The sequence below is a fragment of the Streptomyces sp. NPDC003016 genome, from assembly GCF_053591455.1.
In genome coordinates, this window is sequence record NZ_JBSFTV010000034.1 from 54,541 (window position 1) to 76,972 (window position 22,432).

General features: G+C 70.8%; 26 protein-coding genes. 18 read left to right on the top strand and 8 right to left on the bottom strand.

Going from position 1 to position 22,432, the window contains the following annotated elements:
• Positions 1 to 11: 11 nt before the first annotated feature.
• Positions 12 to 650 carry an NAD(P)-dependent oxidoreductase gene (locus ACWDZ4_RS26495; protein WP_451510883.1) on the bottom strand — a complete coding sequence of 213 codons (639 nt, stop codon included), beginning with the start codon at positions 648 to 650 and terminating at the stop codon, positions 12 to 14.
• 96 nt (positions 651 to 746) lie between these two features.
• On the opposite strand from ACWDZ4_RS26495, the gene ACWDZ4_RS26500 reads away from it, so the two are divergent.
• Entirely contained in the window at positions 747 to 1,244 is a 498-nt protein-coding gene (locus tag ACWDZ4_RS26500) for a MarR family winged helix-turn-helix transcriptional regulator (protein ID WP_451510884.1), read from the top strand.
• Positions 1,245 to 1,254: 10 nt separating this feature from the next.
• Here ACWDZ4_RS26500 and ACWDZ4_RS26505 read toward each other — a convergent pair whose 3' ends face one another.
• The 3 genes from ACWDZ4_RS26505 to ACWDZ4_RS26515 all read right to left on the bottom strand — a co-directional run bounded on the left by ACWDZ4_RS26505 (position 1,255) and on the right by ACWDZ4_RS26515 (position 4,429).
• The gene (locus tag ACWDZ4_RS26505; RefSeq protein WP_451510885.1) at positions 1,255 to 2,352 is read right to left on the bottom strand and encodes a LacI family DNA-binding transcriptional regulator; all 1,098 of its coding nucleotides are present in this window, start codon (positions 2,350 to 2,352) and stop codon (positions 1,255 to 1,257) included.
• Between the two features lie 11 nt (positions 2,353 to 2,363).
• Positions 2,364 to 3,275, bottom strand: coding sequence for a PfkB family carbohydrate kinase (locus tag ACWDZ4_RS26510; protein WP_451510886.1), 912 nt, complete (start codon positions 3,273 to 3,275; stop codon positions 2,364 to 2,366).
• A gap of 152 nt (positions 3,276 to 3,427) precedes the next feature.
• Positions 3,428 to 4,429 carry an SIS domain-containing protein gene (locus tag ACWDZ4_RS26515; protein ID WP_451510887.1) on the bottom strand — a complete coding sequence of 334 codons (1,002 nt, stop codon included), beginning with the start codon at positions 4,427 to 4,429 and terminating at the stop codon, positions 3,428 to 3,430.
• Positions 4,430 to 4,742: 313 nt separating this feature from the next.
• On the opposite strand from ACWDZ4_RS26515, the gene ACWDZ4_RS26520 reads away from it, so the two are divergent.
• From ACWDZ4_RS26520 to ACWDZ4_RS26580, 13 genes are all read left to right on the top strand, one after another.
• A complete protein-coding gene (locus ACWDZ4_RS26520) occupies positions 4,743 to 6,080 on the top strand; it encodes an ABC transporter substrate-binding protein (protein ID WP_451510888.1) in 1,338 nt (445 codons plus the stop codon).
• A 20-nt stretch (positions 6,081 to 6,100) separates the two neighbouring features.
• Positions 6,101 to 6,994 (top strand): carbohydrate ABC transporter permease, encoded by an 894-nt coding sequence (locus ACWDZ4_RS26525; protein WP_451510889.1) that lies wholly within the window; start codon positions 6,101 to 6,103, stop codon positions 6,992 to 6,994.
• Positions 6,988 to 7,824: a carbohydrate ABC transporter permease gene (locus tag ACWDZ4_RS26530; RefSeq protein WP_451510890.1), complete on the top strand. Its 837-nt coding sequence runs from the start codon at positions 6,988 to 6,990 to the stop codon at positions 7,822 to 7,824. The genes ACWDZ4_RS26525 and ACWDZ4_RS26530 overlap by 7 nt, the downstream gene beginning before the upstream one ends.
• 27 nt (positions 7,825 to 7,851) lie before the next feature.
• The gene (locus tag ACWDZ4_RS26535; protein WP_451510891.1) at positions 7,852 to 8,694 is read left to right on the top strand and encodes a sugar phosphate isomerase/epimerase family protein; all 843 of its coding nucleotides are present in this window, start codon (positions 7,852 to 7,854) and stop codon (positions 8,692 to 8,694) included.
• A 289-nt stretch (positions 8,695 to 8,983) separates the two neighbouring features.
• On the top strand, positions 8,984 to 9,493 hold the full coding sequence (locus ACWDZ4_RS26540; RefSeq protein WP_451510892.1) for a hypothetical protein: 510 nt from the start codon (positions 8,984 to 8,986) through the stop codon (positions 9,491 to 9,493).
• Between the two features lie 158 nt (positions 9,494 to 9,651).
• Positions 9,652 to 10,881 (top strand): FUSC family protein, encoded by a 1,230-nt coding sequence (locus ACWDZ4_RS26545; protein WP_451510893.1) that lies wholly within the window; start codon positions 9,652 to 9,654, stop codon positions 10,879 to 10,881.
• A gap of 179 nt (positions 10,882 to 11,060) precedes the next feature.
• Positions 11,061 to 11,522 (top strand): SRPBCC family protein, encoded by a 462-nt coding sequence (locus ACWDZ4_RS26550; protein ID WP_451510894.1) that lies wholly within the window; start codon positions 11,061 to 11,063, stop codon positions 11,520 to 11,522.
• A gap of 209 nt (positions 11,523 to 11,731) precedes the next feature.
• Entirely contained in the window at positions 11,732 to 12,154 is a 423-nt protein-coding gene (locus ACWDZ4_RS26555; protein ID WP_451510917.1) for an Hsp20/alpha crystallin family protein, read from the top strand.
• 98 nt (positions 12,155 to 12,252) lie between these two features.
• Positions 12,253 to 12,648, top strand: a complete 396-nt coding sequence (locus ACWDZ4_RS26560; protein WP_451510895.1) for a DUF2267 domain-containing protein — start codon at positions 12,253 to 12,255, stop codon at positions 12,646 to 12,648.
• A 221-nt stretch (positions 12,649 to 12,869) separates the two neighbouring features.
• On the top strand, positions 12,870 to 13,268 hold the full coding sequence (locus ACWDZ4_RS26565) for a DUF2267 domain-containing protein (protein WP_451510896.1): 399 nt from the start codon (positions 12,870 to 12,872) through the stop codon (positions 13,266 to 13,268).
• Positions 13,269 to 13,343: 75 nt separating this feature from the next.
• Positions 13,344 to 13,613: a hypothetical protein gene (locus ACWDZ4_RS26570; protein ID WP_093797364.1), complete on the top strand. Its 270-nt coding sequence runs from the start codon at positions 13,344 to 13,346 to the stop codon at positions 13,611 to 13,613.
• The gene (locus ACWDZ4_RS26575) at positions 13,610 to 14,005 is read left to right on the top strand and encodes a hypothetical protein (RefSeq protein ID WP_451510897.1); all 396 of its coding nucleotides are present in this window, start codon (positions 13,610 to 13,612) and stop codon (positions 14,003 to 14,005) included. The genes ACWDZ4_RS26570 and ACWDZ4_RS26575 overlap by 4 nt, the downstream gene beginning before the upstream one ends.
• 107 nt (positions 14,006 to 14,112) lie before the next feature.
• Entirely contained in the window at positions 14,113 to 14,571 is a 459-nt protein-coding gene (locus ACWDZ4_RS26580; RefSeq protein WP_451510918.1) for a YidB family protein, read from the top strand.
• Here ACWDZ4_RS26580 and ACWDZ4_RS26585 read toward each other — a convergent pair.
• On the bottom strand, positions 14,546 to 15,847 hold the full coding sequence (locus ACWDZ4_RS26585; protein WP_451510898.1) for an XRE family transcriptional regulator: 1,302 nt from the start codon (positions 15,845 to 15,847) through the stop codon (positions 14,546 to 14,548). The two genes, ACWDZ4_RS26580 and ACWDZ4_RS26585, sit on opposite strands and share 26 nt — an antisense overlap.
• A gap of 100 nt (positions 15,848 to 15,947) precedes the next feature.
• Complete coding sequence (locus ACWDZ4_RS26590) at positions 15,948 to 16,094, bottom strand: hypothetical protein (RefSeq protein ID WP_451510899.1); 147 nt, start codon at positions 16,092 to 16,094, stop codon at positions 15,948 to 15,950.
• A 203-nt stretch (positions 16,095 to 16,297) separates the two neighbouring features.
• Here ACWDZ4_RS26590 and ACWDZ4_RS26595 point away from each other — a divergent pair, with 203 nt between their 5' ends.
• On the top strand, positions 16,298 to 16,690 hold the full coding sequence (locus tag ACWDZ4_RS26595) for a DUF3662 domain-containing protein (protein WP_451510900.1): 393 nt from the start codon (positions 16,298 to 16,300) through the stop codon (positions 16,688 to 16,690).
• 33 nt (positions 16,691 to 16,723) lie between these two features.
• On the opposite strand, the gene ACWDZ4_RS26600 is transcribed toward ACWDZ4_RS26595, so the two are convergent.
• Positions 16,724 to 17,137, bottom strand: coding sequence for an SRPBCC family protein (locus ACWDZ4_RS26600; protein ID WP_451510901.1), 414 nt, complete (start codon positions 17,135 to 17,137; stop codon positions 16,724 to 16,726).
• 480 nt (positions 17,138 to 17,617) lie between these two features.
• Here ACWDZ4_RS26600 and ACWDZ4_RS26605 point away from each other — a divergent pair, with 480 nt between their 5' ends.
• The 3 genes from ACWDZ4_RS26605 to ACWDZ4_RS26615 are packed head-to-tail and all read left to right on the top strand — an operon-like array spanning position 17,618 to position 21,166.
• Positions 17,618 to 18,982 (top strand): uracil-xanthine permease family protein, encoded by a 1,365-nt coding sequence (locus ACWDZ4_RS26605; RefSeq protein ID WP_451510902.1) that lies wholly within the window; start codon positions 17,618 to 17,620, stop codon positions 18,980 to 18,982.
• Positions 18,983 to 19,007: 25 nt separating this feature from the next.
• Positions 19,008 to 20,459, top strand: coding sequence for an amidohydrolase family protein (locus ACWDZ4_RS26610; protein WP_451510903.1), 1,452 nt, complete (start codon positions 19,008 to 19,010; stop codon positions 20,457 to 20,459).
• Positions 20,456 to 21,166, top strand: a complete 711-nt coding sequence (locus tag ACWDZ4_RS26615; RefSeq protein WP_451510904.1) for a sulfite exporter TauE/SafE family protein — start codon at positions 20,456 to 20,458, stop codon at positions 21,164 to 21,166. The genes ACWDZ4_RS26610 and ACWDZ4_RS26615 overlap by 4 nt, the downstream gene beginning before the upstream one ends.
• Here the strand turns inward: ACWDZ4_RS26615 and ACWDZ4_RS26620 are convergent.
• On the bottom strand, positions 21,150 to 22,223 hold the full coding sequence (locus ACWDZ4_RS26620) for a LacI family DNA-binding transcriptional regulator (RefSeq protein WP_451510905.1): 1,074 nt from the start codon (positions 22,221 to 22,223) through the stop codon (positions 21,150 to 21,152). The genes ACWDZ4_RS26615 and ACWDZ4_RS26620 overlap by 17 nt on opposite strands.
• Positions 22,224 to 22,432: the final 209 nt, after the last annotated feature.

Genomic DNA, 22,432 nt, shown 5'->3' on the forward strand with positions numbered 1-22,432 from the left:
ACCCCGGCGGGTCAGTACGCGGCGGTGAACCTGGTCCGGTGGTGCTTGGGCCGCTCGGCCTCGTCCAGCAGCGCCACCGCGAGGTCCTCCATGGAGATCGCCGAGTCGCCCTCCGCGTCGACCAGCAGTTCGTCGCTCCCCAGCCGGTACGTGCCGGTACGCTCCCCGGGCTCCAGCAGGGCCGCCGGGCTCGCGTAGGCCCAGTCCACTGCGGTCTCCGCGCGGCAGACGTCCAGCTGCGCGTTGCACGCCAGCGCGATGGGCAGCCAGTCGGCGGGGAACTGCGGATCGTCGACGACGGTGGCCCCGCCGGTGCCGGGCACGGTGAGGCTGCCGGCACCGCCGACCACCAGCAGGCGCACACCGGTACGGGCGAGCCCGGCCAGCAACGCCTCGGTGGTCGTGACCAGTTCGCCCTCCTGGCCGGGCGCCGGGCGGGTCGCGCTGATCACGAGGTCCTGGCCGGAACTCAGCGCGGCGACGTCCTCGGCGCTGCCGGCGTCACCGGCGCGGGCCTCGGCTCCGGCGTCCAGTTCGTGGAAGCGGGCCGGGTCGCGCACGACGGCGGTGACCTCATGGCCGCGGGCCAGGGCTTCCGCCACTATTCGGCTGCCCATGTTCCCGGCCGCTCCGAACACGGTGATACGCATGGTGCCCAGCTCCTTCTGTCCGACGTCCGAATCCGTCTTTTCTCTTAGCGCTAAGAGAAAGTATCTCATCGCTAAGGTATTGGCTAGACTGAAGCGGTGGCAGATCACGTAGATCGCGTACTCGAGCAGTGGGCAACGCACCGCCCCGACCTGGACGTCTCTCCCATGGCGGTGATCGGGCGTCTGAAACGCCTCTCGCGGCTGGTCGACGCCGAGCTGCGCCGTACCTTCGCCGCGCACGGAATGGACGCGGCGACGTTCGACGTGCTCGCCACCCTGCGCCGCAGCGGCCCCCCGCACCGCCTGACCCCCGCAGAGCTGATGCGGGCGGCCATGGTCACCTCGGGGGCCGTCACCCAGCGCCTGGACCGCCTCGAAACCCGCGGCCTGGTGACCCGTACGCCCAGCGAGTCGGACGGCCGTGTCGTGTACGTCTCCCTCACCGACGACGGCCGCGCACTCGTCGACCGGGCGCTGCCCGACCACATCGCCACCGAGGAACGACTGCTCGCCGCGCTCTCGGCACCCCAGCGCGACGCCCTCGCCGGTGCGCTCCGGGATCTCCTGGAGGCGCTCGGCGACACCGCGCCATGAACCGCTGTTCTCAGGAGGACCGCGGCGGGGCGACCGAGGAGCGCACGATCAGACGCGTGCGCAGGGTGTGCATCTCGCGGCGGGGCTCGGCTCCTTCGAGAGGATCGAGGAGCACTTCGGCCGCTTTCGCGCCGAGCCGGTGCACGGGCTGCTCGATCATCGTCAGCGGCGGGTCCATGACCGCCGCCCAGGCACTGTCGTCGAAGCCGATCAGGGACAGGTCGCGGGGGTAGGACAGCTTCTCCCTGCGCACCGCCCGCAGTGCTCCTGTCACCGCGTCGGTCTCGGTGCAGAACAGCGCGGTGATGCGCCGGGGAAGGGCGAGCATGCGGACGACCTCCTCGGTGGCCCGCTCCTCCGTCTTGGGCCCGACCATCACCAGCTCCGGGTCGAAGGGGATGTGCGCGTCGTCGAGCGCGTCGAGGTAGCCGCGCAGACGCTCCCCGTCGGTCCACAGGTTGCGCGACGCCCCGGCGAGCAGCTCACGCCGGGTCGCCGGTGCCTGCGCCACGGGCGGTCCCCATACGAATCCGATACGGCGGTGCCCGGCCGCGATGAGCGTCTCGACCGCCTCGCGCGCCGCCTCCCGGTTGTCGATGACGACGGCGTCGAGATCGAGCGACGGGATCGCCCGGTCGACGAGCACGACCGGGACGCCCCGGTCCAACGCCGCCCTGATGTGGGCGTCTTCACCACGGCCGACGGCGGCCGACGCGATGATGACGCCGTCCACGCGCTTGTCGATGAGTACGTTCGTCGCCGCGACCTCCTCGTCGAGGTTCTCGTACGTGCTCAGCACGATGGTGTCGAAGCCCCGGGCCCGGGAGGTGTCGCAGATCCCGCGCACCACACCGGCGAAGAAGGGGTTGCCGATGTCCGCGACGATGACCCCGAGGGTGTGGCTGACACCGGTCGACATGCTGCGCGCCAGCGCGTTCGCGCGGTAGCCGAGCTTCTCCGCCGCCGCGAGAACCCGCTCCTTCAGCTCGGGGCTGACGTATCCGTACCCGCCGAGCGTCCGGGCCGCGGTCGCCCGGCCGACGCCGGCCTCGGCGGCCACCTCGGAGATCGTCGGTGATCCCGGCGTGCGGCCCCGGTCTGCTGGCATGGATCCGTACCTCACTTCTCTCGGTCGAAGGCTTGCCACATGCTAGACACGGCCGGTTGCCCGCTGGGCCGCCCGTGACCGAAGGCTCCTTCGACGAAGCACTGTTCATGGGCGGCGTCGGCTCCGTCCCGGAGGGCGCGCTCGACCAGGTGCCGGCCGGGCGGGGCGTCCGCGGACCAGCCGCCCCGCAGCAGGGAGACCGCGAAGCCGGTGAGGAAGGCGTCACCGCAGCCCATCGTGTCGACGAGGCTTCTCGCTCCCTCCACCCGGCGCGCCGGCGCCGCGACGGTCGCGCGGCCGTCGTGGGCGATCGCTCCGTCGACGCCGCGGGTGGCGAGCGCCAGCTTGGCCCCCCGGCCCACGGCCTCGGCCAGGAGCGCGCGGGTGGCGGGCTCGTCGAGGTGCGAGCAGGACAGCAGGACCAGGTCGGCGTGCGGGCAGACGCGGTCGAGGTAGGAGGGGGTGCGGAACTCGTCGTCGCTCGACAGGTCGAAGGTCACGAGCGGTCCCCGGCCGGCGAGTTTGGGCAGTTCGCTCTCGCTGCGGGAGTACACGCTGGAGTGCACGAGGTCGAAGGAGGCGGCGTACGACAGCAGTTCGCCGTCGAGTACGAGCGGCTCCCGCACCGTGACACCGCCGCCGTTCCAACCGAGGAAGACGCGGTCGCCGTCGTCGACGCGCAGGGTGGAGAGGCCGGTCTCGCCGGCCCGTACGACACAGTGGTCCACGGCGACCCGCTGCGCGGTGACGGCCCCGCGCAGGAAGCGGCCGAGAGCGTCGTCGCCGAAGACGCCGAGGTAGGCGGCCTCCAGGCCGAGGCGCCGGGCGTAGACGGCCACGTTCACGCTGTTGCCACCCGGGTAGTCGATGCCGCGGTCGACGAAGCGGTCGACGATGTTGTCGCCGAAGCCGAGGACTCTCATAGGGGTTCTCCTGTGCGCGGGCCCGGTGAGCCAGGGGTGCGGGGGCCGAGTGGGGCACGGTGCGGGCGGGGCACCGGCGTGTCCGAGGGGAGTGCGCGGAACCCGCCGCCCGCGCCCGGCCGTTCACCGGGCGGGGGCGGCGGGCCCGCCGCTCAGTAGTCCATGACCCGGTAGTAGCGGCGCAGGTCGAGCGAGTGGTCGCGTACGCGTTCCAGATGCTTGCTGACCCGGCCCATCACCGTGTCGAGCACGAGCGGGGCGAGCAGACCGCGGAACCGGGGGCTGATGCCCTCCAGCGCGTAGTCGCGGGTGTCGAAGACGGTGACGTCGTGGGAGACGCGCTTCGCGAAGGCCTCGGCGCGGTCGGTCAGGGCGCGCGTCTCGTCCTCTCCCTGGAAGACGATCACGCTGGTGTCCTTCTCCAGCAGTTCCAGGGAGCCGTGGAAGAACTCGGCGCTGTGCACCCGGGTGGTGCGCAGCCACTGCATCTCCTCGAGGATGCACATGGAGTAGAGGTACGTGAAGCCCCACAGGTTTCCGCCGCCGACGAGGAAGTGGTAGTCGGTGTCCTGATGGGCCTCGGCGAAGGCGGCTGCCGGAGCGTCGGCCTGCCTGGCCACGTCGAGGAGGACGCGCGGGATGTCCGCGAGCTCGCCGGCGAGTTCCTCGTACCCCTCGAACTCGCCCCGGCGCGCGAACAGCCGGCCCATCAGCAGCAGCATCTGCGGGTCGAACGGCCAGGCCTTCGGCTCCGACACGAGCGCGACGTCGACGCTGCGGGCGACGGGCGAATCGGCGTACCCGGTGAAGCCGACGGTCCGGGCGCCCTTGGACCTGCAGAACTCGACGGCGCGGAGGCTGTCCTCCGTCGTACCCGACACGGAGGTGAAGACGGCCACCGAGCGCTCGCCGAGCGTGGCATCGCCCGCGACGGCCAGCTCGGCGGCGACCACGGCCCGTACGGGGAGCGTCGAGATGCGCCGGGCGAGCTGTTCGTAGGGCCACATCTGGGCGTACGTGCCGCCGGCGCCGACGAGGAAGAGGTTGTCGAACCCCTCGTCCACGAGGCGGTCGGCGAGCTCCTCGATCCGGGGGCGCAACGCCACCGTGCTCGCCAGCTGGGAGAGGAATTCCGGCTCGTTGAATCCGAGCATCTTCGCGTCCTTTCAGGAAAGGGTGCGGCCGGCGGCGCTGAGCGACCTGATACCGGTATCACGCGGGGATCACGCTGACACAGCGGATGCGCACCGTCAATACCGTGGCAGCACGGACCTCCTGCGAGGGGTGCCCAACTCCACTCCCAGCAGCGGGTATTCGTGACGGGGGGCTGTGGCCCACCCGCCCGGAGACCGGCTCCGGCGGGCCGAAAAGAAGATCTTGCTTCTGTATCTGGTACCGGTATCAGAATCTCTGTACAGTCGCCGCACACCAGCGGTTCGTGTCAGATCCGTGTCAGAAAGGAAGCCCATGCGCGCTCGTGCACTGACGAGGTACGCGGCACTCTTCGGGGCCTCGGTGCTCGCCCTCACCGGCTGCTTCGCCGGGCCGGTGAAAGCTCCGGCGGCCGACGTCACCGCGGAGCCGGAGTTCTCCGGCACCCTCAGCATCCTCACCAAGTTCGCGGGCGATCCCCTCAGTCCGTACTTCGAGGACCTCGCCGCCGCGTACGAGCGGAAGCATCCCGGGGTGAAGGTCGAACTCATCCAGGAGACCGACCAGAGCATCAAGGACAAGACCAAGACGCTCACCGCCTCCGACGCCCTTCCCGACCTCTACTTCACGTGGACGGGCAACTGGGCCGAGAACTTCGTGCGCGGCGGCCGCGCGTCGGACCTCACCGAGGTGATCGGCCCCGACACCGAGTGGGGCCGGACCTTCAGCAGGGCGTCCCTGTCCGCCTTCGCCCACGACGGCCGGTACTACGGGATACCCCTGTACAACAACGGCAAGTTCATGGGATACAACAAGGCCGCCTTCGCCGAGGCCGGCGTCGAGGTGCCCACCGACTTCGAGGAACTCGTCGACAGCTGCCCGCACCTGCGCAGGGCCGGATACGAGCCCATCGCCTTCGGCAACAAGGACGGCTGGCCCGCCCTGCACTACCTGCAGCAGCTCTTCGCCTACCACGTGCCGCGCGAGATCCGCGAAGCGGACCACCACCCCGCGACGGCCACGCTCGACGACACCGGCTACCTCACCGCGCTCAAGCAGTTCAAGACCCTGGTCAGCACCTGCACCGACACCCGCGGCGGCACCAACGGCGTGCTCTACACCTCGGCGCAGGAGGCGTTCTCCCGCGGCAAGGCGGCGATGTACTACCAGGAGATCCTCGAGTTCGACAACGCGACCGCGGCCGGTTCGGGAGCCGGGCCCGGGGCTCTCACGCCCCAGAACCTGGCCGTCCACCCGCTGCCCGTACCCGAAGGCGCGAAGGGCGACCCCGAGGCGATCGAGGGGGCGCCGGAGGGGTACCTCGTCAACGCCAGGTCGCCGCGAGCGGCCCTCGCCGTCGACTTCATGAAGTTCGTGACGGAGCGCCGCAACGCGAAGACGCTCTCCTCGCCCCCCTACGGCCAGCCCAGCACGGTCGTCGGCGCGGTCACCCCCGAGACCTCCAGCCAGGCCGTCTTCCAGGGCATCGAGACGGTCAACAAGGCGCCGCGCCTGGCCGGTTGGCTGGACATGGTGACGGCGCCCGAGGTCGCCGACGCCTGGCTGGCCGGCGGCGAGGCGCTGATCAGTGGCGGCATGTCTCCCGAGGAAGTGCTCGAGAGCGTGCGCCGGGCCTCGAAGTCGGCCAAGTAGCCGCACGGCCGAAGGGAGACATGCCGGTGCGCACCGTGTGCCGAAGGGCGCTCGGGCTGGCCTGGGTCATTCCGGCCCTCGCCCTGCTCGGGGTGTTCGTCTACCTGCCGCTCGTGCAGAACTTCGGGTTCTCCACGCTGACGTGGGACATCTACAGCGGAAGCCAGGAGTACGTCGGCCTGGAGAACTACCGCGAACTCTTCGACGACCCGGTCTTCTGGTCGTCGTTCGCCAACAACCTCTGGTACGCGGCCCTGTCGATCGTGTTCCAGGTGTGCGGCGCCCTGCTGCTCGCCGCACTCGTCGAAAGCATCCGAGGCCGGCGCTGGGCACGCGTTCTCCGGGCGGTCTACTTCATCCCCTCGGCGATCTCCCTCACCGTCGCGGGCCTGCTCTTCTACTTCGTCTACGAACCCAGGCTGGGCCTGCTCAACCACGTGCTCGAAGCGGTGGGACTCGGCCGGTTCGGCCAGGCGTGGCTGGGGCAGGAGAGCACCGCGATGTTCGCCGTCATCGCGATGAGCCAGTGGCAGGGTTTCGGATATTGCACCCTGCTGTTCGCCATCGCGATCCAGCGCATCCCCTCCGAGCTGTACGAGGCGGCCTCCCTCGACGGCGTCGGGCCGGTCCGCCGCTTCTTCCACGTCACGCTCCCGCTGGTGCGCGAGATGACCGGCCTCATGATGATGGTGACCGTCTCGGGCGCGTTCCAGGTGTTCAACGAGGTCATGGTGATGACCAGCGGCGGCCCCAACAACTCGTCCCAGGTGCTGGGCACTTGGCTGTACCGCAACGGTTTCGTACGCAACGACTTCGGCTACGCGGCGGCGATCGGCACGGTGATCTTCGTGATCACCCTCGCCCTCGCCGTGGCGCAGCTGTGGATCACCCGTAAGAGAAGGGTGGAATGGTGAGCCGCCTCGGCTTCCTCGGCGCGATCGCGCGCGTCTTCATGTGGGCCTTCCTGCTCGGCCTCGCGGTGGTCGTGCTCTACCCGCTGCTGTGGATGGTGCTCAACGGGTTCAAGACCAACGCCGAACTCTTCGACGACCCGTTCGCGCTCCCCGTCGACTGGAGTTTCGCGAACTACCAGAAGGCGTGGAACCGCGGGGTGAGCGACTACCTCATGGCCAGTGTGCTGGTCACGGTGGTCTCCACGGTCGCGACCGTGTTCATCAGCGCCTGGGCGGCGTACGGACTCACCCGCGTGAACATCCCGCTCAACAAGGTGCTCACCGCCGTCATCCTCGGCGGGCTCATGCTCACCCCGACCGTGGCGCTCGTGCCCCTGGTGCGGATGTTCCAGGCGATGGGCCTCTACAACAGCTTCTGGGCACTGCTCATCCTGTACACGGCCTTCCGCGTCCCCTTCACGACCTTCCTGATCCGCGCCTACATGATCGACCTGCCGCGCGAGGTCGACGAGGCGGCCGAGATCGACGGCGCCGGCCGCTGGACCGCGTTCTGGCGGATCATCCTGCCGATGTGCAAACCGGTCATCACCTCCACGGTGCTGCTGCACGTCCTCTTCGCCTGGAACGAGTACCTCTTCGCCATGGTCTTCACCAACGGCAGCGACGTACAGACCCTTCCGGTGGGCCTGACGAGCCTGATGAGCAAGCACGGCACCGACTTCCCCGTCGTCTTCGCCGGCATGGCGATCGCTGCGGTACCGGTGGTGCTGCTCTTCTTCTTCGGGCAGCGCTACATCGTCAAGGGCCTCGCCGACGGCATCGGAAAGTGACCGCGCGCCAGCTACGAAGGAGCCCCGATGGCCCTCTCCACCCGGCAGATCACCGGATCCAACTTCGCCTACCAGCACCTGCCGTTCGAGCGGTTCCTCGACGACATGGCCGACCTCGGCCGTGAGAAGCTCGAACTGTGGGGCATCGCGCCCCACTTCCACATCCCGCGGCTGACCGACGCCGACGCGCGGAGCGTCCGGCGCCTCGCCGCGGCACGCGGCCTCCGGACGCACTGCCTCACCCCCGAGCAGGTGATGTACCCGGTCAACGTGGCCTCACCGGTCCCCTGGCTGCGCACCGAGAGCATCCGCATGTTCCGCCGCGCGGCGCAGCTGTGCGCGGAACTCGGCGCGGAACTGCTCCTGGTGACCCCCGGGCGCGGTGACGAGAGCGAACCGGCGGACGTCGCGTGGCGCCGCTCCGTCGAAGCGGTCGGCGACATCGCCGCCTACGCGGACACCCTGGGGGTGGAGTGCGTACTCGAACCGCTCCAGCGCGTGGAGTCGAACCTCGTCAACGACTACCGCACCCTCGCGGCGATGACCGACGAGATCGGCGCGGCGAACCTCGGCGCCGTGCTCGACACGGTCGCCATGGCTGTCGCCGGGGAGACCGTGGACGACGCCTTCGACGCGCTCGGCGACCGCATCCGGCACGTCCACCTCATCGACGGCCGCCCCGCGGGACACCTGGCGTGGGGCGACGGGGAGCTGCCGCTGGCCGACTACCTGGCCGCCCTCGACCGCCGGCAGTACGGCGGATACATGACCTTCGAGCTCTTCGGCGACGGCGGTTACGCACATGATCCGCGGCCGGTGGTCGAGCGGTGCCACGCCGCCGTCGAGGCGGCTGCCCCGTCCCGCTCCTGACACGCGCCCGCCGCTTTACCACGCCGCCCGCCCCCGGGTGCGCCGGCCACGGGTCCGAGAGCCGAGGCCGCTCGGTGAGGAGGGCCTCCTGAGGGCCGAAGAGAGGGGCTCCCCGAGGGCCGAAGAGGAAGACCTCCTGAAGGCCGAAAGGGTGACGGCGCGCAACCAGGCGGGTGACTCTTCGCTCGTGGCGATCGCCCGCAGCGGTTTCCACGCGTTGAGGTGGGCTCGCTTTCGCCCGTCGCCTCCATGGAGCCGGGCGATCCCACTCTCGTCTTCTGGAGGTTCCATGCTCCGTTCCCGTGCCCGACAGCTGTCCGCCGCCGTGACCACCGCCGCCATGGCGGTGGCCGCCACCGGTGCCCTCGCCTTCACCGCCCAGGCGGCACCGACCCCCCTGCCCGAGACCGCGGCCAAGGCCAAGGTGCTCAACTGGCTGGCGCACAAGCACTCGGACACCATTCCGCGCTCGGTACGCGAGGGCGCCGACTGGACCGTTTACGCGCACCTGTACGAGTTCAAGACGGGCAAGCCCGGCAAGAAGATCGGTGACGCCACGACTCACTGCAGCGCTGTCGAAGCGACGCCCCAGGGTGTCGTCGCACAGTGCCAGAGCGTGCTGCGGACCGACCAGGGCAGCATCACCATGAGCGGCAGCATGGACGTGTTCGGCCCCGGCCCGTACGGCGGCGACGCGGCGGTCACCGGCGGCACCGGCACGTACGCGGAGGCCGAGGGGCAGGCCGAGGTCGTCATCGACGACGACTACGCCAAGCTGCGCATCAGCCTCGACGACTGAGCCCACGCCGGCCGGCTCCGCCCGTTCGACGGGCGGAGCCGCTGTCGTCCCCGCTCCCGCCCCCGGGCGGGACGAGCCCGCCACCGGGGCAGGGCGAGCGCATGTGTGCTTGATCACTGATGTGGCCTGTGGTGGCAAAGACGGGGAAGAGGCTGAACGTGCCTGAAGTTACCGACCCTTTGCTGAATCTCGTCCGGCGTCACAAAGAGCCCGTGGTCGTGCAGACGGTCCGGTCCACCGTGGCCGCCGTGATCTCCTACGTCGTCGCTCTGATGCTGAGCAGCGAACCGGCGCCGCTGACCGCGCCGCTGACCGCGCTGCTCGTCGTCCAGGTCACCTTGTACGCGACCCTCACCACCAGCATGCGCCGAGTGAACTCGGTGGTGGTGGGCGTTGTCATCGCCATCGGCTTCAGCTCCCTGGTGGGTCTGTCCTGGTGGAGCCTGGGGCTGATCATCCTCGCCTCACTGGTGATCGGCCGTTTCGTACGGGCCGGTGAGTTCGTTCCCGAGGTGGCGATCAGCGCCATGCTGGTGCTGGGCGTCACGACGCGGGTCGCCGAGTCGGCCTGGGACCGGGTGCTGGAAACACTGATCGGGGCGGTCGTCGGACTGCTTTTCAACGTCCTGTTCGTGCCACCGGTGTGGGTGCAGCCCGCCAGTGCGGCCATCGAAGGTCTCGCGGGCCGCATGCGCGGGCTGCTGATGTGTCTCGGTGACGAGGTGTGCGGCCACACCCCCGTGGCGGAGGCCGCCGCCCTGCTGCACGAGGCGCGCCGGCTGGACCATGACATCGTCGAGGTGGACGCGTCCCTGCGGCAGGCGGAGGACAGCCTCCGGCTCAACCCCCGTGTCAAGGAGGGCCTGCTCTTCCGCATCGTGCTGCGCACCGGTCTGGACACCCTGGAGATCTGCGCGGTGGTGCTCCGTACGGTGTGCCGCACGATGACCGATCTCGCCAAGGCGCGGACTGAGGAGTCACTCTTCGCCCCGGACATCGCCGACGCCCTGCGGGAGCTGTTCACGCACATGGCCCGCGCGGTCGAGAGCTTCGCCGTACTGATCACCACGCAGGTCACCGTCAACGCGGAGGAAGCGGAGGAACGGCTGGTGAAGGAGCTCGCCGCCAGCCGCGCCAGCCGCGAGATCGTCGCGCACATGCTCCTCGCCGGCGTACAGGAACATCCGCGCCAGTGGCAGCTGCACGGAGCGCTGCTGGCCGAGATCGACCGGATCCTGGACGAGCTGGACGTGGAGAAACGCTCGATGAGGCTGGTGGAGGAGCTGGACCGGCAGTCCCGTGAGCAGCGGGAGAAGTACCCGCTGGTGGCCAGGCTCCGGGGCAGGATGCGTGTCGGCCGGTCGGGTGAGCGGTCCAAGGAGCTCTGAGCCTCCGGTCCGTGGAGCGTGATCCTCGCGGTCCTCGGGCGAGTACGGCCCCATGGAGGAAAACAGCGGCTCTTCCTCCACACCCCCGACTAGGCGGGCGATCACCGGGTACCCGATGCGACGTGCCAAGATCCGCGCGGCGGGCACGCTGCCGCGCGTCACGGAAAGAGGAGGCGCTGATGAGCACGGTGAAGGAGACGGTCGAGGTCGAGGTCCCCGTTCGCACCGCCTACGACCAGTGGACGCAGTTCGAGGAGTTCCCGAACTTCATGGAGGGGGTGGAGGAAGTCAGGCAGATCGACGACCGCCACAACCACTGGGTCACGAAGATCGGGGGAGTCGAGCGGGAGTTCGACACCGAGATCATCGACCAGCTCCCCGACGACCGGATCGCCTGGCGTACGACGAGCGGCGACACGAAGCAGAAGGGCCTGGTCAGGTTCGAGCGCCTCGACGACACGCACACCCGGGTCGAGCTCGTGATGGACGTCGAGACGAGCGGCGTCGCGGAGAAGGCCGCCGACATGACGGGAATGATCGACCGGCGCGTCAAGGGCGACATGCGTCGCTTCAAGGACTACATCGAGCACAAGGGCGGCGAGACCGGCGCCTGGCGCGGCCGTATCAAGCCCGGCGGCTGACCGCTGTCCCGGCTCTTCACGACTCCCGCAGGTCACCGCACGGTGACGGCTCTGGCGCCCGCCCGGCGCCGGGGCCGTCGTCGTGTTCCGGTCGTACGCCGAAAATTGACCGCGTCGGGATTGAGCGGGGGCTTGTCAACTTTGCTGCGGAGAGCTATATAGGTGGTGTCGCCATGTGCATCCCGTATCCGGGAAAGGAGTGACCGATGATGCTCATGAGGACCGACCCCTTCCGTGAACTCGACCGGCTGACCCAGCAGCTGATGGGCACCACTGCACGGCCGACGGCCATGCCGATGGACGCCTTCCGGGACGGTGACACCTTCGTCGTCGAAATGGACCTGCCCGGGGTGGACCCCGAGTCGATCGACCTGGACGTCGAGCGGAACGTGCTGACCGTGAAGGCCGAGCGCCGCTCCCACGCGAGCGAAGACGCGGAGGTCCTGATCACGGAACGGCCTACGGGTTCCTTCAGCCGCCAGATGTTCCTCGGTGAGACGCTCGACACCGAGCGGATCGACGCCTCCTACGACGCCGGAGTGCTGCGCCTGACCATTCCGGTCGCCGAGCAGGCCAAGCCGCGCAAGATCGCCATCAGTGGCGGAAGCTCACAGAAGCAGATCAGCGGCTGAACCCGGCGGGGCGGGGGCACGGGTCGTGATCTCCGGCCCGTGCCCCCGCCCCGCGAGCGGGCGCACGCCGACACCGACACGCACGAGAGAGGGCCGGCATGGTGATCAAGTGGGATGCGTTCCTGGCCGCCGTCCAGGAGCGGGGTCAGTACCCCTCGCGCCAGGAGGCCGAGCGGGCCACCCGCGTGGTGATCGCTCTGCTGGGTGCGCACGTCGTGGGCTCGGAGCGGGCGGAGCTCGCCTCCCGGCTGCCGGAAACGTGTGCGCTCCTGCTGCTCAACCCGCTCCCGGCCGCCGAACCGCTCGGGCCGGAGCGGTTCGTGCGGGCGACAGCGGCGTGGATCGAGGGGGCCACGGAAGAGACCGCCAAGTGGGATGTCGGCGCCGTCCTCAGCGTCGTGGCCGACGCGGCGGGCGACGAACTGATGCGCCGTGTACTGCTCCAGCTTCCCCCCGGTTACGACCTCCTCTTCGGCCGCCCCGAGGTGACATGAGCGCCGGTGCGTCCGGCGGCGTCGGCCCGGTGGCCCGGCCGAGGTCGCGCACAAGGTGCTGCGGCCCTGGCGAGGAGGCACTCTGAATCCGGACATCCAGTTCGGATTCACACCATCCAGGACATCAAGAACACCAAGAACACCCAGAACACCCAGAACTTCCGGACCGTTCGGTCCGTGTATTCAACACATAAAACAGCAGAGGGAAGGCAGCCACAGTCATGCGGTGGAACGAACTCATACAGCAGGTCCGCGTCTCGGGGCAGTACGCCACCGACGCCGAGGCGGAGCGCGTCCTGCGCGCCGTGCTGACTGTGCTGGGCACGCACATCACCGGCGACGAGCGCCGCGCGCTGACGCGGTGCCTGCCGGTGGAGGCGGCCTGCATCCTCGCCCGTCAGACCCCGGCTGCCCAGGCCCTGACCGCACCCGAGTTCGTCGATGCCGTCGCCGGCAGACTCGGGGACCTCACGCCCCCTGCCGCCCGCTGGGGAGTCGGTTCCGTGCTCAGTGTCGTCGCGGACTGCGCGGGGGACGACCTCACCCGGCGCATCACCGCCCTCCTCCCCAGGGGCTACGCCCTCCTCTTCGGCCGCGCCGAACTGGCCCCGGCGGCCTGAGGGCCGGGCCCGGTCGCCCGGGCTGCCTCTTTCGGCCCCCTGCCGCGCCGACGCATACGGTCGTACGCTGACCGTATGACGGAGAAGGAACGTGTGACCATCACGATCCCGGCGGACAGCGCGGCCATGCTGAGGAAGCTCGCCCAGGAGAAGCGCATCGAGTCCGTGTCGGCGTACGTGACCGAAGCGGTCGAAGAGCGTCTGGGGCGTGAGGAGCGCGCCCGCCGCATCATCGAGGGCTGGGCCGCCGAGGTCGAGCGGACCAGCCCCAAGGAGTGGGCGAGAGCCCTGGAGTGGGCCCAGACCTCCGACCGGCGCGGCAACAACGCGGGCGCGGCCGCGTGATCGGCGGGTACATCCTCGACGCCGGTGCGATCCGGCAGCTCGTCCTCGGCCGGCCCTTCATGGTGGCCCGAGTCGTCGTCTCGGTCGAACAGATCCAGGTGCTCTACGTCCCCACGACCGTCCTGGCGGCCGGACTGATCGGCCACGACATCTCGCCCCGCCGCCGTGAGCAGGTCGACCTGGCGCTGGCCGCACCGGTCTTCGAGTTCCACGACCTCGACCGCCCCACCGCCCTGGCCGTCGCCGACCTGGCCACCATGGCCCAGGTCGACCTCGCCACCGCCCACGCCGCGCACCTCGCTCTGCGGCGTCCGGGCTGGCCCGTCATCACCGACCGGCCCGCCGAACTGCACAAAATGAACCCGGGCATAGAGACGGTCGAGCTGCCGTAGACCCGTCCCGTCAGGGACCGCGTGTGCGCGGGGGCGCTCCGCGCGGCGGACGGGTGACTTTCCGGGTAGCGCGCAGACATGTGGGTAGACGGGTGGCACATCCGCCGGTGGCGCGCTGTACGCCACCGGCTCCACCGGCGAGGAAAGGGCTGACCGTGGCGGGAGAAGACCTGGGGCGACTGCTCGAAGGGCTGCTGGGGAAGGGTGACGGAAGGGCGGCTCTCCTCGGCTCCCTGCTCGGCTCGCTCAGCGGCAGTACGGCAGGGAGCGGCAACCCGTTGGACCGTCTGCTGGCGGTGTTCGGCGAACGAGGACTGGGGCACCAGGCCCACACATGGGTCGGAGCGGGCGACAACGAGCCGATCGACGGCGCGCAGCTCGCAGAGGTGCTGCCGCCGGGCACACTCCAGAAGGTGGCCCAGGAGGCGGGGCTGACCCCGGACGAGGCTGCCGACCAGCTCGCCCAGGTCCTGCCGGAGGTGGTGGACAAGCTGACACCGGGAGGCCAGCTCCCGCACGACACGTCGCTGGAGGACCTGATCAAGGCACGGGCAGCCGGACACTGAGCCCGCGGCGGGCCGGCCCTCGGCGACGCACGACGGCGTTCCCGCGCTCAGGCGCGGGGCAGCGTCCGCAGGTGGTCGAGGAAGTCCGTACGCCGGGTCGGCCCGGGGCCTGCCGGGCCAGGACGCCGCCGAGGTCTTCGGCGACCATGGAGAGGGACGGCAGGGAACGGCGTCCGCCGCCGAGCGCCTTCATGCCGAAGGCGACCGCATCGTCGAACGCGCCCTGCCGGGCGGCGACGACACCCAGGGTGATACGCGCCTCCGCGTTCCGCATCGGTGAGCGGTCCGTACCGTCGTGGTCGACACCGACCCGCAGCACCTCACGGGCGAGATTCTCGGCAAGCCGGTCCTCGCCGAGCTTGCGGTAGCAGTCCATCGAGTAGAAGTCCCACTTCGCGGGGTCGGCGGTGAAGTGGTTCTCCTGGCTCCCCGGCAGCCCCAACTCCTCAAGGAGACCGCGGCCGCGGTCCAGAGCGGTCTCGACCCGGCGCCGGTCGCCGATCCGCGCCCACGCCGTGGCCTTCTGCGCCCACAACTGCACCTCGGCGTCCGTGTGCGGCGCGGCCGCGATGCCCTCCTCCGAGGCCGCGATCACCTCACGCAGGTCTCCCCGGGTCAACGCGAACCAGGCACGCATCTCGTGCCCCCACCCGGCGATCCGGGGATGGCCCGCCTCGCTCGCCAAGGACAGCGCGGCCCGCCGGGCGGCCTCGGCACCGTCCCAGGAACCCGAGTCGTACTCCACACAGCCGATCAGCAGCGCCGGCATCCCCGCCTGTACCAGAACCTCCCGGCGCTCGGACGCGGTCGGTCGCCGCGACCGCAGCACTCCGGAGAGCCGGCGCGACCAGGAACGGCCCTCCGACAGCAGGTGTTCGCCCGGCATGCGGGCGTACTGCGAGCACAGCAGGTCGACCGTGAGCGCGAGGGCGTCGAGCGTGGCCCGGTCCACGTCGTTCGCGCGCAGCCGCGCGATGACCTCAGCGGTGTCCGTTCCCGCGGCGGCCCGCGCCCCGGACCGGCTGCCGCGGTGGCGCTCCGGAGGGAAGAGGGCGAGGGCCGGCGTACCGAACACCTTGGAGATCAGCGCCCTGTGGTCCCGGGGTTCGGTCCCGCCGGACTCCCACCGACGCCACTCCCGGGCCGGCGTCTGAGGCTCCGGAAGCGGATCGGGGGAGTGGGCGATCATCGCGCGGGCCACGTCCAGCGGGCTCCAGTCCCGGACGACGCGCTCGGACTCCATGCGCTGCGCCCCTGCGGGGCGACCGTCGGACATCCCGAGCCCTCCTCCGCCGCGGCCCTTTCCTGTCGAGACTGGCAGGCGGGTCTCCCGCCCGCAGAGGGGTGGGGCGGTGGCAGAGGAGGCGGGGAGGGAATTACCCGGAAGCGGCGCCGCCCTCCGGCCCCTGCCCCTCGTTGTCGTCCCGCTCGCCCTCTGCCTGGGAAGGGGTCGTCTGGCGCGCGTTCTCGGGCTCCTCGTCCTCGCGTTCGCCCTCTGCCTGGGAAGGTGTCTGATCACTCATCGGGTGGTCCTCACTGGCTGAAGTGCCCGGTAGTCGTGGAAGCGGAGATCATTCGGCCCTCCCGGACGTTCATACGCCCGTTCACATGCCATTTTCGGCGCTCGGCGGCTTTCCTGCGATCCGGGGAGAACCAGCGACAACCGCCGACAAGGGGTACCCGAACGGGCCCCCATGGAACGGTCCGCAGGGGGCAGCGGAAGGCAATGAGCGATGTCAGCAAGGTCGAACGGACGCTGGAGCGTTGGGGTGCCGCCGGGTGGGCCTGGGTGTTCCGGCCCGCCCGGGAGCCGGTCGAGGTCGTGGCCGTACTCCGCCGGGAGTGCGACGAGAACGCCCTGATCCTGGGGAGGGGGCGCGTTCTGGTGCCGAACTCTTTCGTCGTCGCATTGCCTCCGTGTACCCACCACGAGCTCGATCCCTACACCGCATGGGTGGGACCCGAACTGGCGGACAGGGTGCGCGAACACGCCACCCGGCGGCGCTACAGCTTCGCCGGGCCGGTGACCGTGAGCCTGCGGACGCTGCCGGAGCTCGCGGCGGGCCGGTACAGCATCCGCAGCCGTATCGCCCCCGCCGAGGACGAGCCCGGCAGTTGACGGCGGAGAACGGCGGACGGGGGACCGGATTCTTCAGCCGGCCGCACCGTCGACGCGCAGCCGTACCTGATGCTCCAGACGCTCAAGACTGTGGTCGAGGGCGTCGTTCACGGCTTTCTCGCCGGGGTCGTGGTCCTCGTCGAAGAACGAAAGATGCACCGTCACCTCGGAGGCCCCGCTGCCGAGACCGGCCACTTGGAGCCACCCGGTGTAACTTCCCTGGTCCCTGGTCCCCCACTCCAGCCGCATCTGGTCCTTCTGCGCGCGCAGCAGCGCCGAGGTGTCCTCGTCGGTGCGGTCCTCGTGGACGGTGACGGCGGGCAGTTCCTCGGCGCGCACATGCAGTGCCTCCGGCAGCCACTGGTCCAACTGGTCCACATTGGCCGCCTGGTCGAAGATGTGCTCGGGCAGCGCCGGCATTGTGCGTGAACGTTCGTACTCAGTCATCACCACACCGTTCCTCGGCTCGAAACCGTTCGACGAACGGATGCCCGGCCTGCCGGACATGAAGCCGCGCACCCACAGAACCACCCGTTCGCCGGTCCCGCCCCTCCCCGGCGTCCATCCGGCGTCCATCCGGCGGGCACCGGCCGGTGCCCGCCGGTGCCGACCGGTGCCGACCGGTTCAAGAGCTGCGCCGGATCCCTTGACGCACCCTGGGAGCCCTTACATACTGGCGGCCAAATCGATTTGGCCGAATCGATTTGGCCCCCGTCCCGGGCCGGATCACGGTCGAAACCGGAGCGAGCCGAACGGAGCTCGAACGTGCCCAGTCCCCGCCCCGAGTCCCTCCCCGCGTCCCTTCCCGCGTCCCTTCCCGCGTCCCTTCCCGCGTCCCTTCCCGCGTCCCTTCCCGCGTCCCTTCCCGCGTCCCTTCCCGGGTCCCTCCCCCCGTCTCCTCCCACGAGTTCCCCCGCGCCGCACCCCGTGGACGAATCCCGCCCGATCGGCAGGATCCTGCTCTTCGGTGTCCAGCACGTCCTCGTCATGGCCGCGACCCCCATCTCGGCGATCTTCCTGATGAGCGCGACCCTGCGCCTCGACCCCGGTCTGACCGTCGACCTGCTCTCGGCGGCCTTCCTGCTCTCCGGGGTCGGAAGCCTGATCCAGTCCCTCGGGCCGTGGAAGTTCGGCCCCAGACTGCCGTTCGTCATGCTGCCCGGCGGCGCCCCGCTCATCCTCTTCCTGGCCATCGCCGAACAGCACGGCCTCCCGACCGCGAGCGGCGCGGTGATCATCACCGCCGCCTTCTACTTCGTCGTGCTGCCCGTCTTCTCCCGGCTGCTGGCGTTCTTCCCCGCCCTCGTCATCGGCACGATGATCGTCATCGTCGGTGTCAACCTGGTGAAGGTCGGCGCGCTGCTCGTCACCGGCCGCCCCGGGCAGCCCGGTTTCGCCGACACCACCAGCCTCCTGCTCGGCTTCGCGACGATCGGCTTCACCGTCGTCTTCTACTGGCTGTTCACCGGGGTGCTGCGGCAGCTCGCCGTCATGCTCGGCCTGATCGCCGGTACGGTCCTCGCCTTCGCCCTCGGCAGCGTCGACGCCGCTTCCGCCGCCGAGGGCGGGCTCCTGAACGTCCCCCAGCTCCTGCCGTTCGGCTCGCCCGAGTTCAACCTGCTCGCCGCGCTGCCGCTGATGCTCTACAGCCTCGCCTCCATGGCGGAGGCCACCGGGCAGACCGTCATCAACGCGGAGGCCGTCGGCAAGGACATCGACAAGCGCGAGGACGTTCCCAAGACCATCCGCGGCGACGCGCTCACCTCCCTCTTCGGCGGCTTCTTCGGCCTGCCGCTGATGGTGACCAGCGGCGAGAACATCGGCATCGTCCGTGTCACCGGCGTACGCAGCCGGTACGTCACCGCCGCCGCGGGCGTGGTCCTCATCGTCATCGGCTTCCTCGCGCCCGTCACCCGCGCGATCAGCGTCGTCCCGTCCGCCGTCGTCGGCGGCACCGCCATGGTCGTCTTCGCCGTCATCATGGTCCTCGGCGTACAGATGCTCGGACGCGCCGACCTCGACCAGCACACGAACACGTTCATCTGCGCCGTCGCCATCGCCCTCGGGCTGCTGCCGATCCTCATTCCCGGCGTGTACGGAGGCTTCGCGCCCGGCCTCCGGATCCTGCTCGAAAGCGGCGTCGCTGTGGGGGCGTTCGTCGCCGCCGTACTCAACATCCTCTTCCACCACATACGGCCGCGGTTCGCGCGCGCGCAAACCCCCGCCACCACCACCGTCCCGGCCCAGGCCGACGCGGGGGCCGGCGAGCCCGCCCCCGCCCAGCACTCCTGACCGCACCCGCACCGGAAAGAGCCCGATGACCGACCTGCCCGACCCGACCGACCTGCGTCACCAGGTACATCCGCCCGGCCCGACCCCCGACCGCCTGCGCTCCGACGGCGCGCTGCTCCTCGCTCCCGACGTGGTGCTGACACCCGACGGACCGATGGACCACTACGCGGCCGTCGTCAGCGGCGACACCTTCCTCGCGGTCGGACCGGCCGAACAGCTGGAGCGGACGTACCCCCACCTGACGCCCGTAAGGCTGCGCGGACACATCCTGATGCCGGGATTCGTCGACGCCCACCACCACCTCACCCAGACCTTCGGCGCTGCCCTGGCCTTCGGTGAGCCCTCCGAGATCTTCCGTCGGCTGTGGGTGCCCCTGGAGGGCGCTCTCGACGAGGAAGCCGTGTACGTCGCCGCGAAGCTCGCCGCGCTGGAGTCACTGCGCGGCGGCTTCACCACCGTCGCCGAGGCGGGCACCCGGGCGCCGGTGGACGTGGAGCTGGTGGCCGCGGCCGCCCGCGACGCGGGAATCCGGTGCGTACTCGGCCTCGTCTGCAACGACGCCGACAGTGACGCCGACGCCTCGGTGATCCTGACCCACGCCGAGAAGCACCTCGTCCGTTACTGCACCGAGGAGCTGATCCACCCGTCCCTCGCCGTCTCCGTCCCCGAGGCGGCGACGGCCCGCACCCTGCGCGACACCGCCCGGCTGGCCGCCGCCGCGGGCGCCGTCGTCCAGATCCACGTCAACGAGCATCTCGCCGCCGTGGAGCGCTCCCTGGTCCAGCACGGGCTGCGCCCGTTGGAGTACCTCCACGAAGTGGGCGCGCTCGGACCGCAGTTGCTGGCCGCGCATGCCACCCTGCTCACCCCGCGCGAGCTGACCCTGCTCGCCGAATCCGGAGCCGCGGTGAGCTACAACCCCGTCGCCAGCGCCTGGAAGGGCAACGCGGTGGCGCCGGCGACCACCATGGCCGAGCGCGGCATCCGGTTCGGGCTGGGCACGGACGGCACCCGGGGAGACGCGTTCCGGCTGGCCGAGGCCGCCGAGTTCGCGCAGCGCCTCGCCTACGGCCTGGCCACCGGGGACTCCTCCTGCGGGGCGGGCTGGACGTGGCTGGAGCACGCGAGCGGGGGAGGCGCCGACGCCGTGGGGCTCGGCGCCCGTACCGGCCGGATAGCCGAGGGCGCCGCCGCCGACTTCCTCCTCGTGGACGTGAGCGGCCCGGAGATGCGGCTGTCCTGGGACCTGCCGTGGGAGCTGGTACGGCGCGGCAACCGCGACCAGATCACCGCCGTCTTCGTCGCCGGCCGGCTGCGCCTGTGGCGCGGCTGGCCCCTCGACTGGGACGGGCCGGCCCTGGTACGGCGGGCTGCCGAACTGAGCAGGGACGTGGTGTCGCGGGCCCCCGTGACCCGCGTCCACCCCACGTCCACGGCCGCGCGGCACGCCGGGGCCGAATGGAGCACGGCGCAGTGAGTACGGAGACGATGGTGATCCTCGCGGCGACCGTGGCCGTCGCGGCGTTCGTCCAGGGGAGCAGCGGTCTCGGCTTCGCGCTGATCGTCGCGCCCGTGGCCGGGCTGCTCGATCCCACGCTGGTCCCGGTGTTCGTCCTCGCGTCGATGATCCCGCTCAACCTGTACGTCGCGTGGCGCGAACGGGACTCCCTGGACCTGCGCGGAGCGGGCTGGATCACCGCGGCGCGGCTGGCCGCCACACCGGGCGGGCTGATGCTGCTGTGGGTCGTCCCGGACCGCAGTCTCGGCCTGTTCGTCGGAGCGGCCACCGTGCTCGCCGCGGTGGTGAGCCTCGCCGCCCCCGCGTTCACCCCAGGCCGTGGCGCGTACGTCGCCGCCGGGGCGGTCACCGGCCTGACGGAGACCGCGACCGGGGTCGGCGGACCGCCCCTGGCGCTGGTCTACCAGCACCGGCCGCCCGCGGAGCTGCGCTCCACGGTCGCGGTGTGCTTCCTCGTCGGCGAAGTCGCCTCGCTCGCCCTGCTGTTCGCGACCGGGCAGGGCAGCCCGTCCCAACTGGGCTGGGTGGCGCTGCTGTTGCCCGCGCTGGCGGCGGGGGCCTGGCTGAGCCGCCTGGTGCGCCACCGCTTCGACGCCCGCAGGATGCGTCTGTTCGTGCTGGTCTTCGCCCTCGTCTCCGGGGCGGTGCTCATGCTCGCGCCGTGACGCGCAGCGACGAGGCGCGGGGGATCACACGGGGCTCCGGCACCGTCGCGTCCCCCGTGCCCGTCGCATCCGCGCCGGGGCCGCCCCCGGCGTCCGCCGCGCCGCCCAGTCGGCCCAGCAGCAGTTCCACGGCGTCGGCGGCCGCCCGGTCCAGGTGCAGGTCGACGGCGGTCAGCGGGGGTTCGCAGGTCCTGGCCCGCAGGCCGTCGTACCGGGTGACGACCATGACGTCGTCCGGAATCCTGCGGCCGCTGTCCCGGATCGCCCGGACGGCTCCCACCGCGAAGGCGTCCACCAGCGCGCAGACGGCGTCGATCCCGGGGTGGGCGGCCAGCAGAGCGGCGCAGCGCTCGTACCCCGCCTGCTCACCGCCCTCCTCGGGAGCCGTCGCGACGAGCGGGGCCCACCCGTGCTCGGTGGCGACGCGCTCGAACGCGGCGCGGGCGTCGACCGCGGAATGGCGGGCGCCGGCGCCGATGATCAGTGCCGGCCGGCGCGCTCCCTGTTCCCGGAGGTGCGTCAGGAGCAGCTCGGCGACGCGCCCGCCGCGCAGATCGACGTACGGGGCGTCGTCCCCGGGCGACACGGGCCGGCCGAGCGCGACGTACGGCAGGTGGCGCTCCCGCAACTGCGCCACGGCCATGTCGTTCTCGTCGGGCTCCACGACGATGGCGCCGTCGATGTCCAGGGAGTACAGCGCCGAACCCGACTGCACGGGCGGTACGAGCACGAGTGCGTAGTCGTGTACGAGCGCCCGCTCGGCGGCCGCGGCGGCGACCTCCATGTAGAAGCCGAGCCGGGACGGCCCGCCGGCCACCGCGAAGGGCATCGACGAGGCGAGCGCGATGGCCTTCGCCTGCCCTCGCCGCAGCCGCTGTGCCCGCAGGTTCGGCCGGTAACCGAGGTCGGCGGCGATCTTCTTGATGCGCTCGCGGGTCCTCGGATCGACCTTCCCGAGCCCGTTCAGGGCGTGCGAGACGGTCGTCCGCGACACTGAGGCGGCCTTGGCGACGTCGGCGATCGTCGGCGGCCGTGTACCGGAACCGGAAGTGGGCATCTGCGCGGACGCTCCTCGCTCGCTCTGACGGGTGACAGACGACAGGTGACAGCCACATCTTCGCCGACCGGCCCTTCACCGCACACATGTACGTCGCACGGCCGCCGGCGGCCGGTCGAGGGGACGGGCCGGAAACCCTTCCCCGGATCGCCCGGATTGCTCCATTGGACGGCAAACGGGCGCCCGGCGGCGTGGTCCTGTGCGCGGAT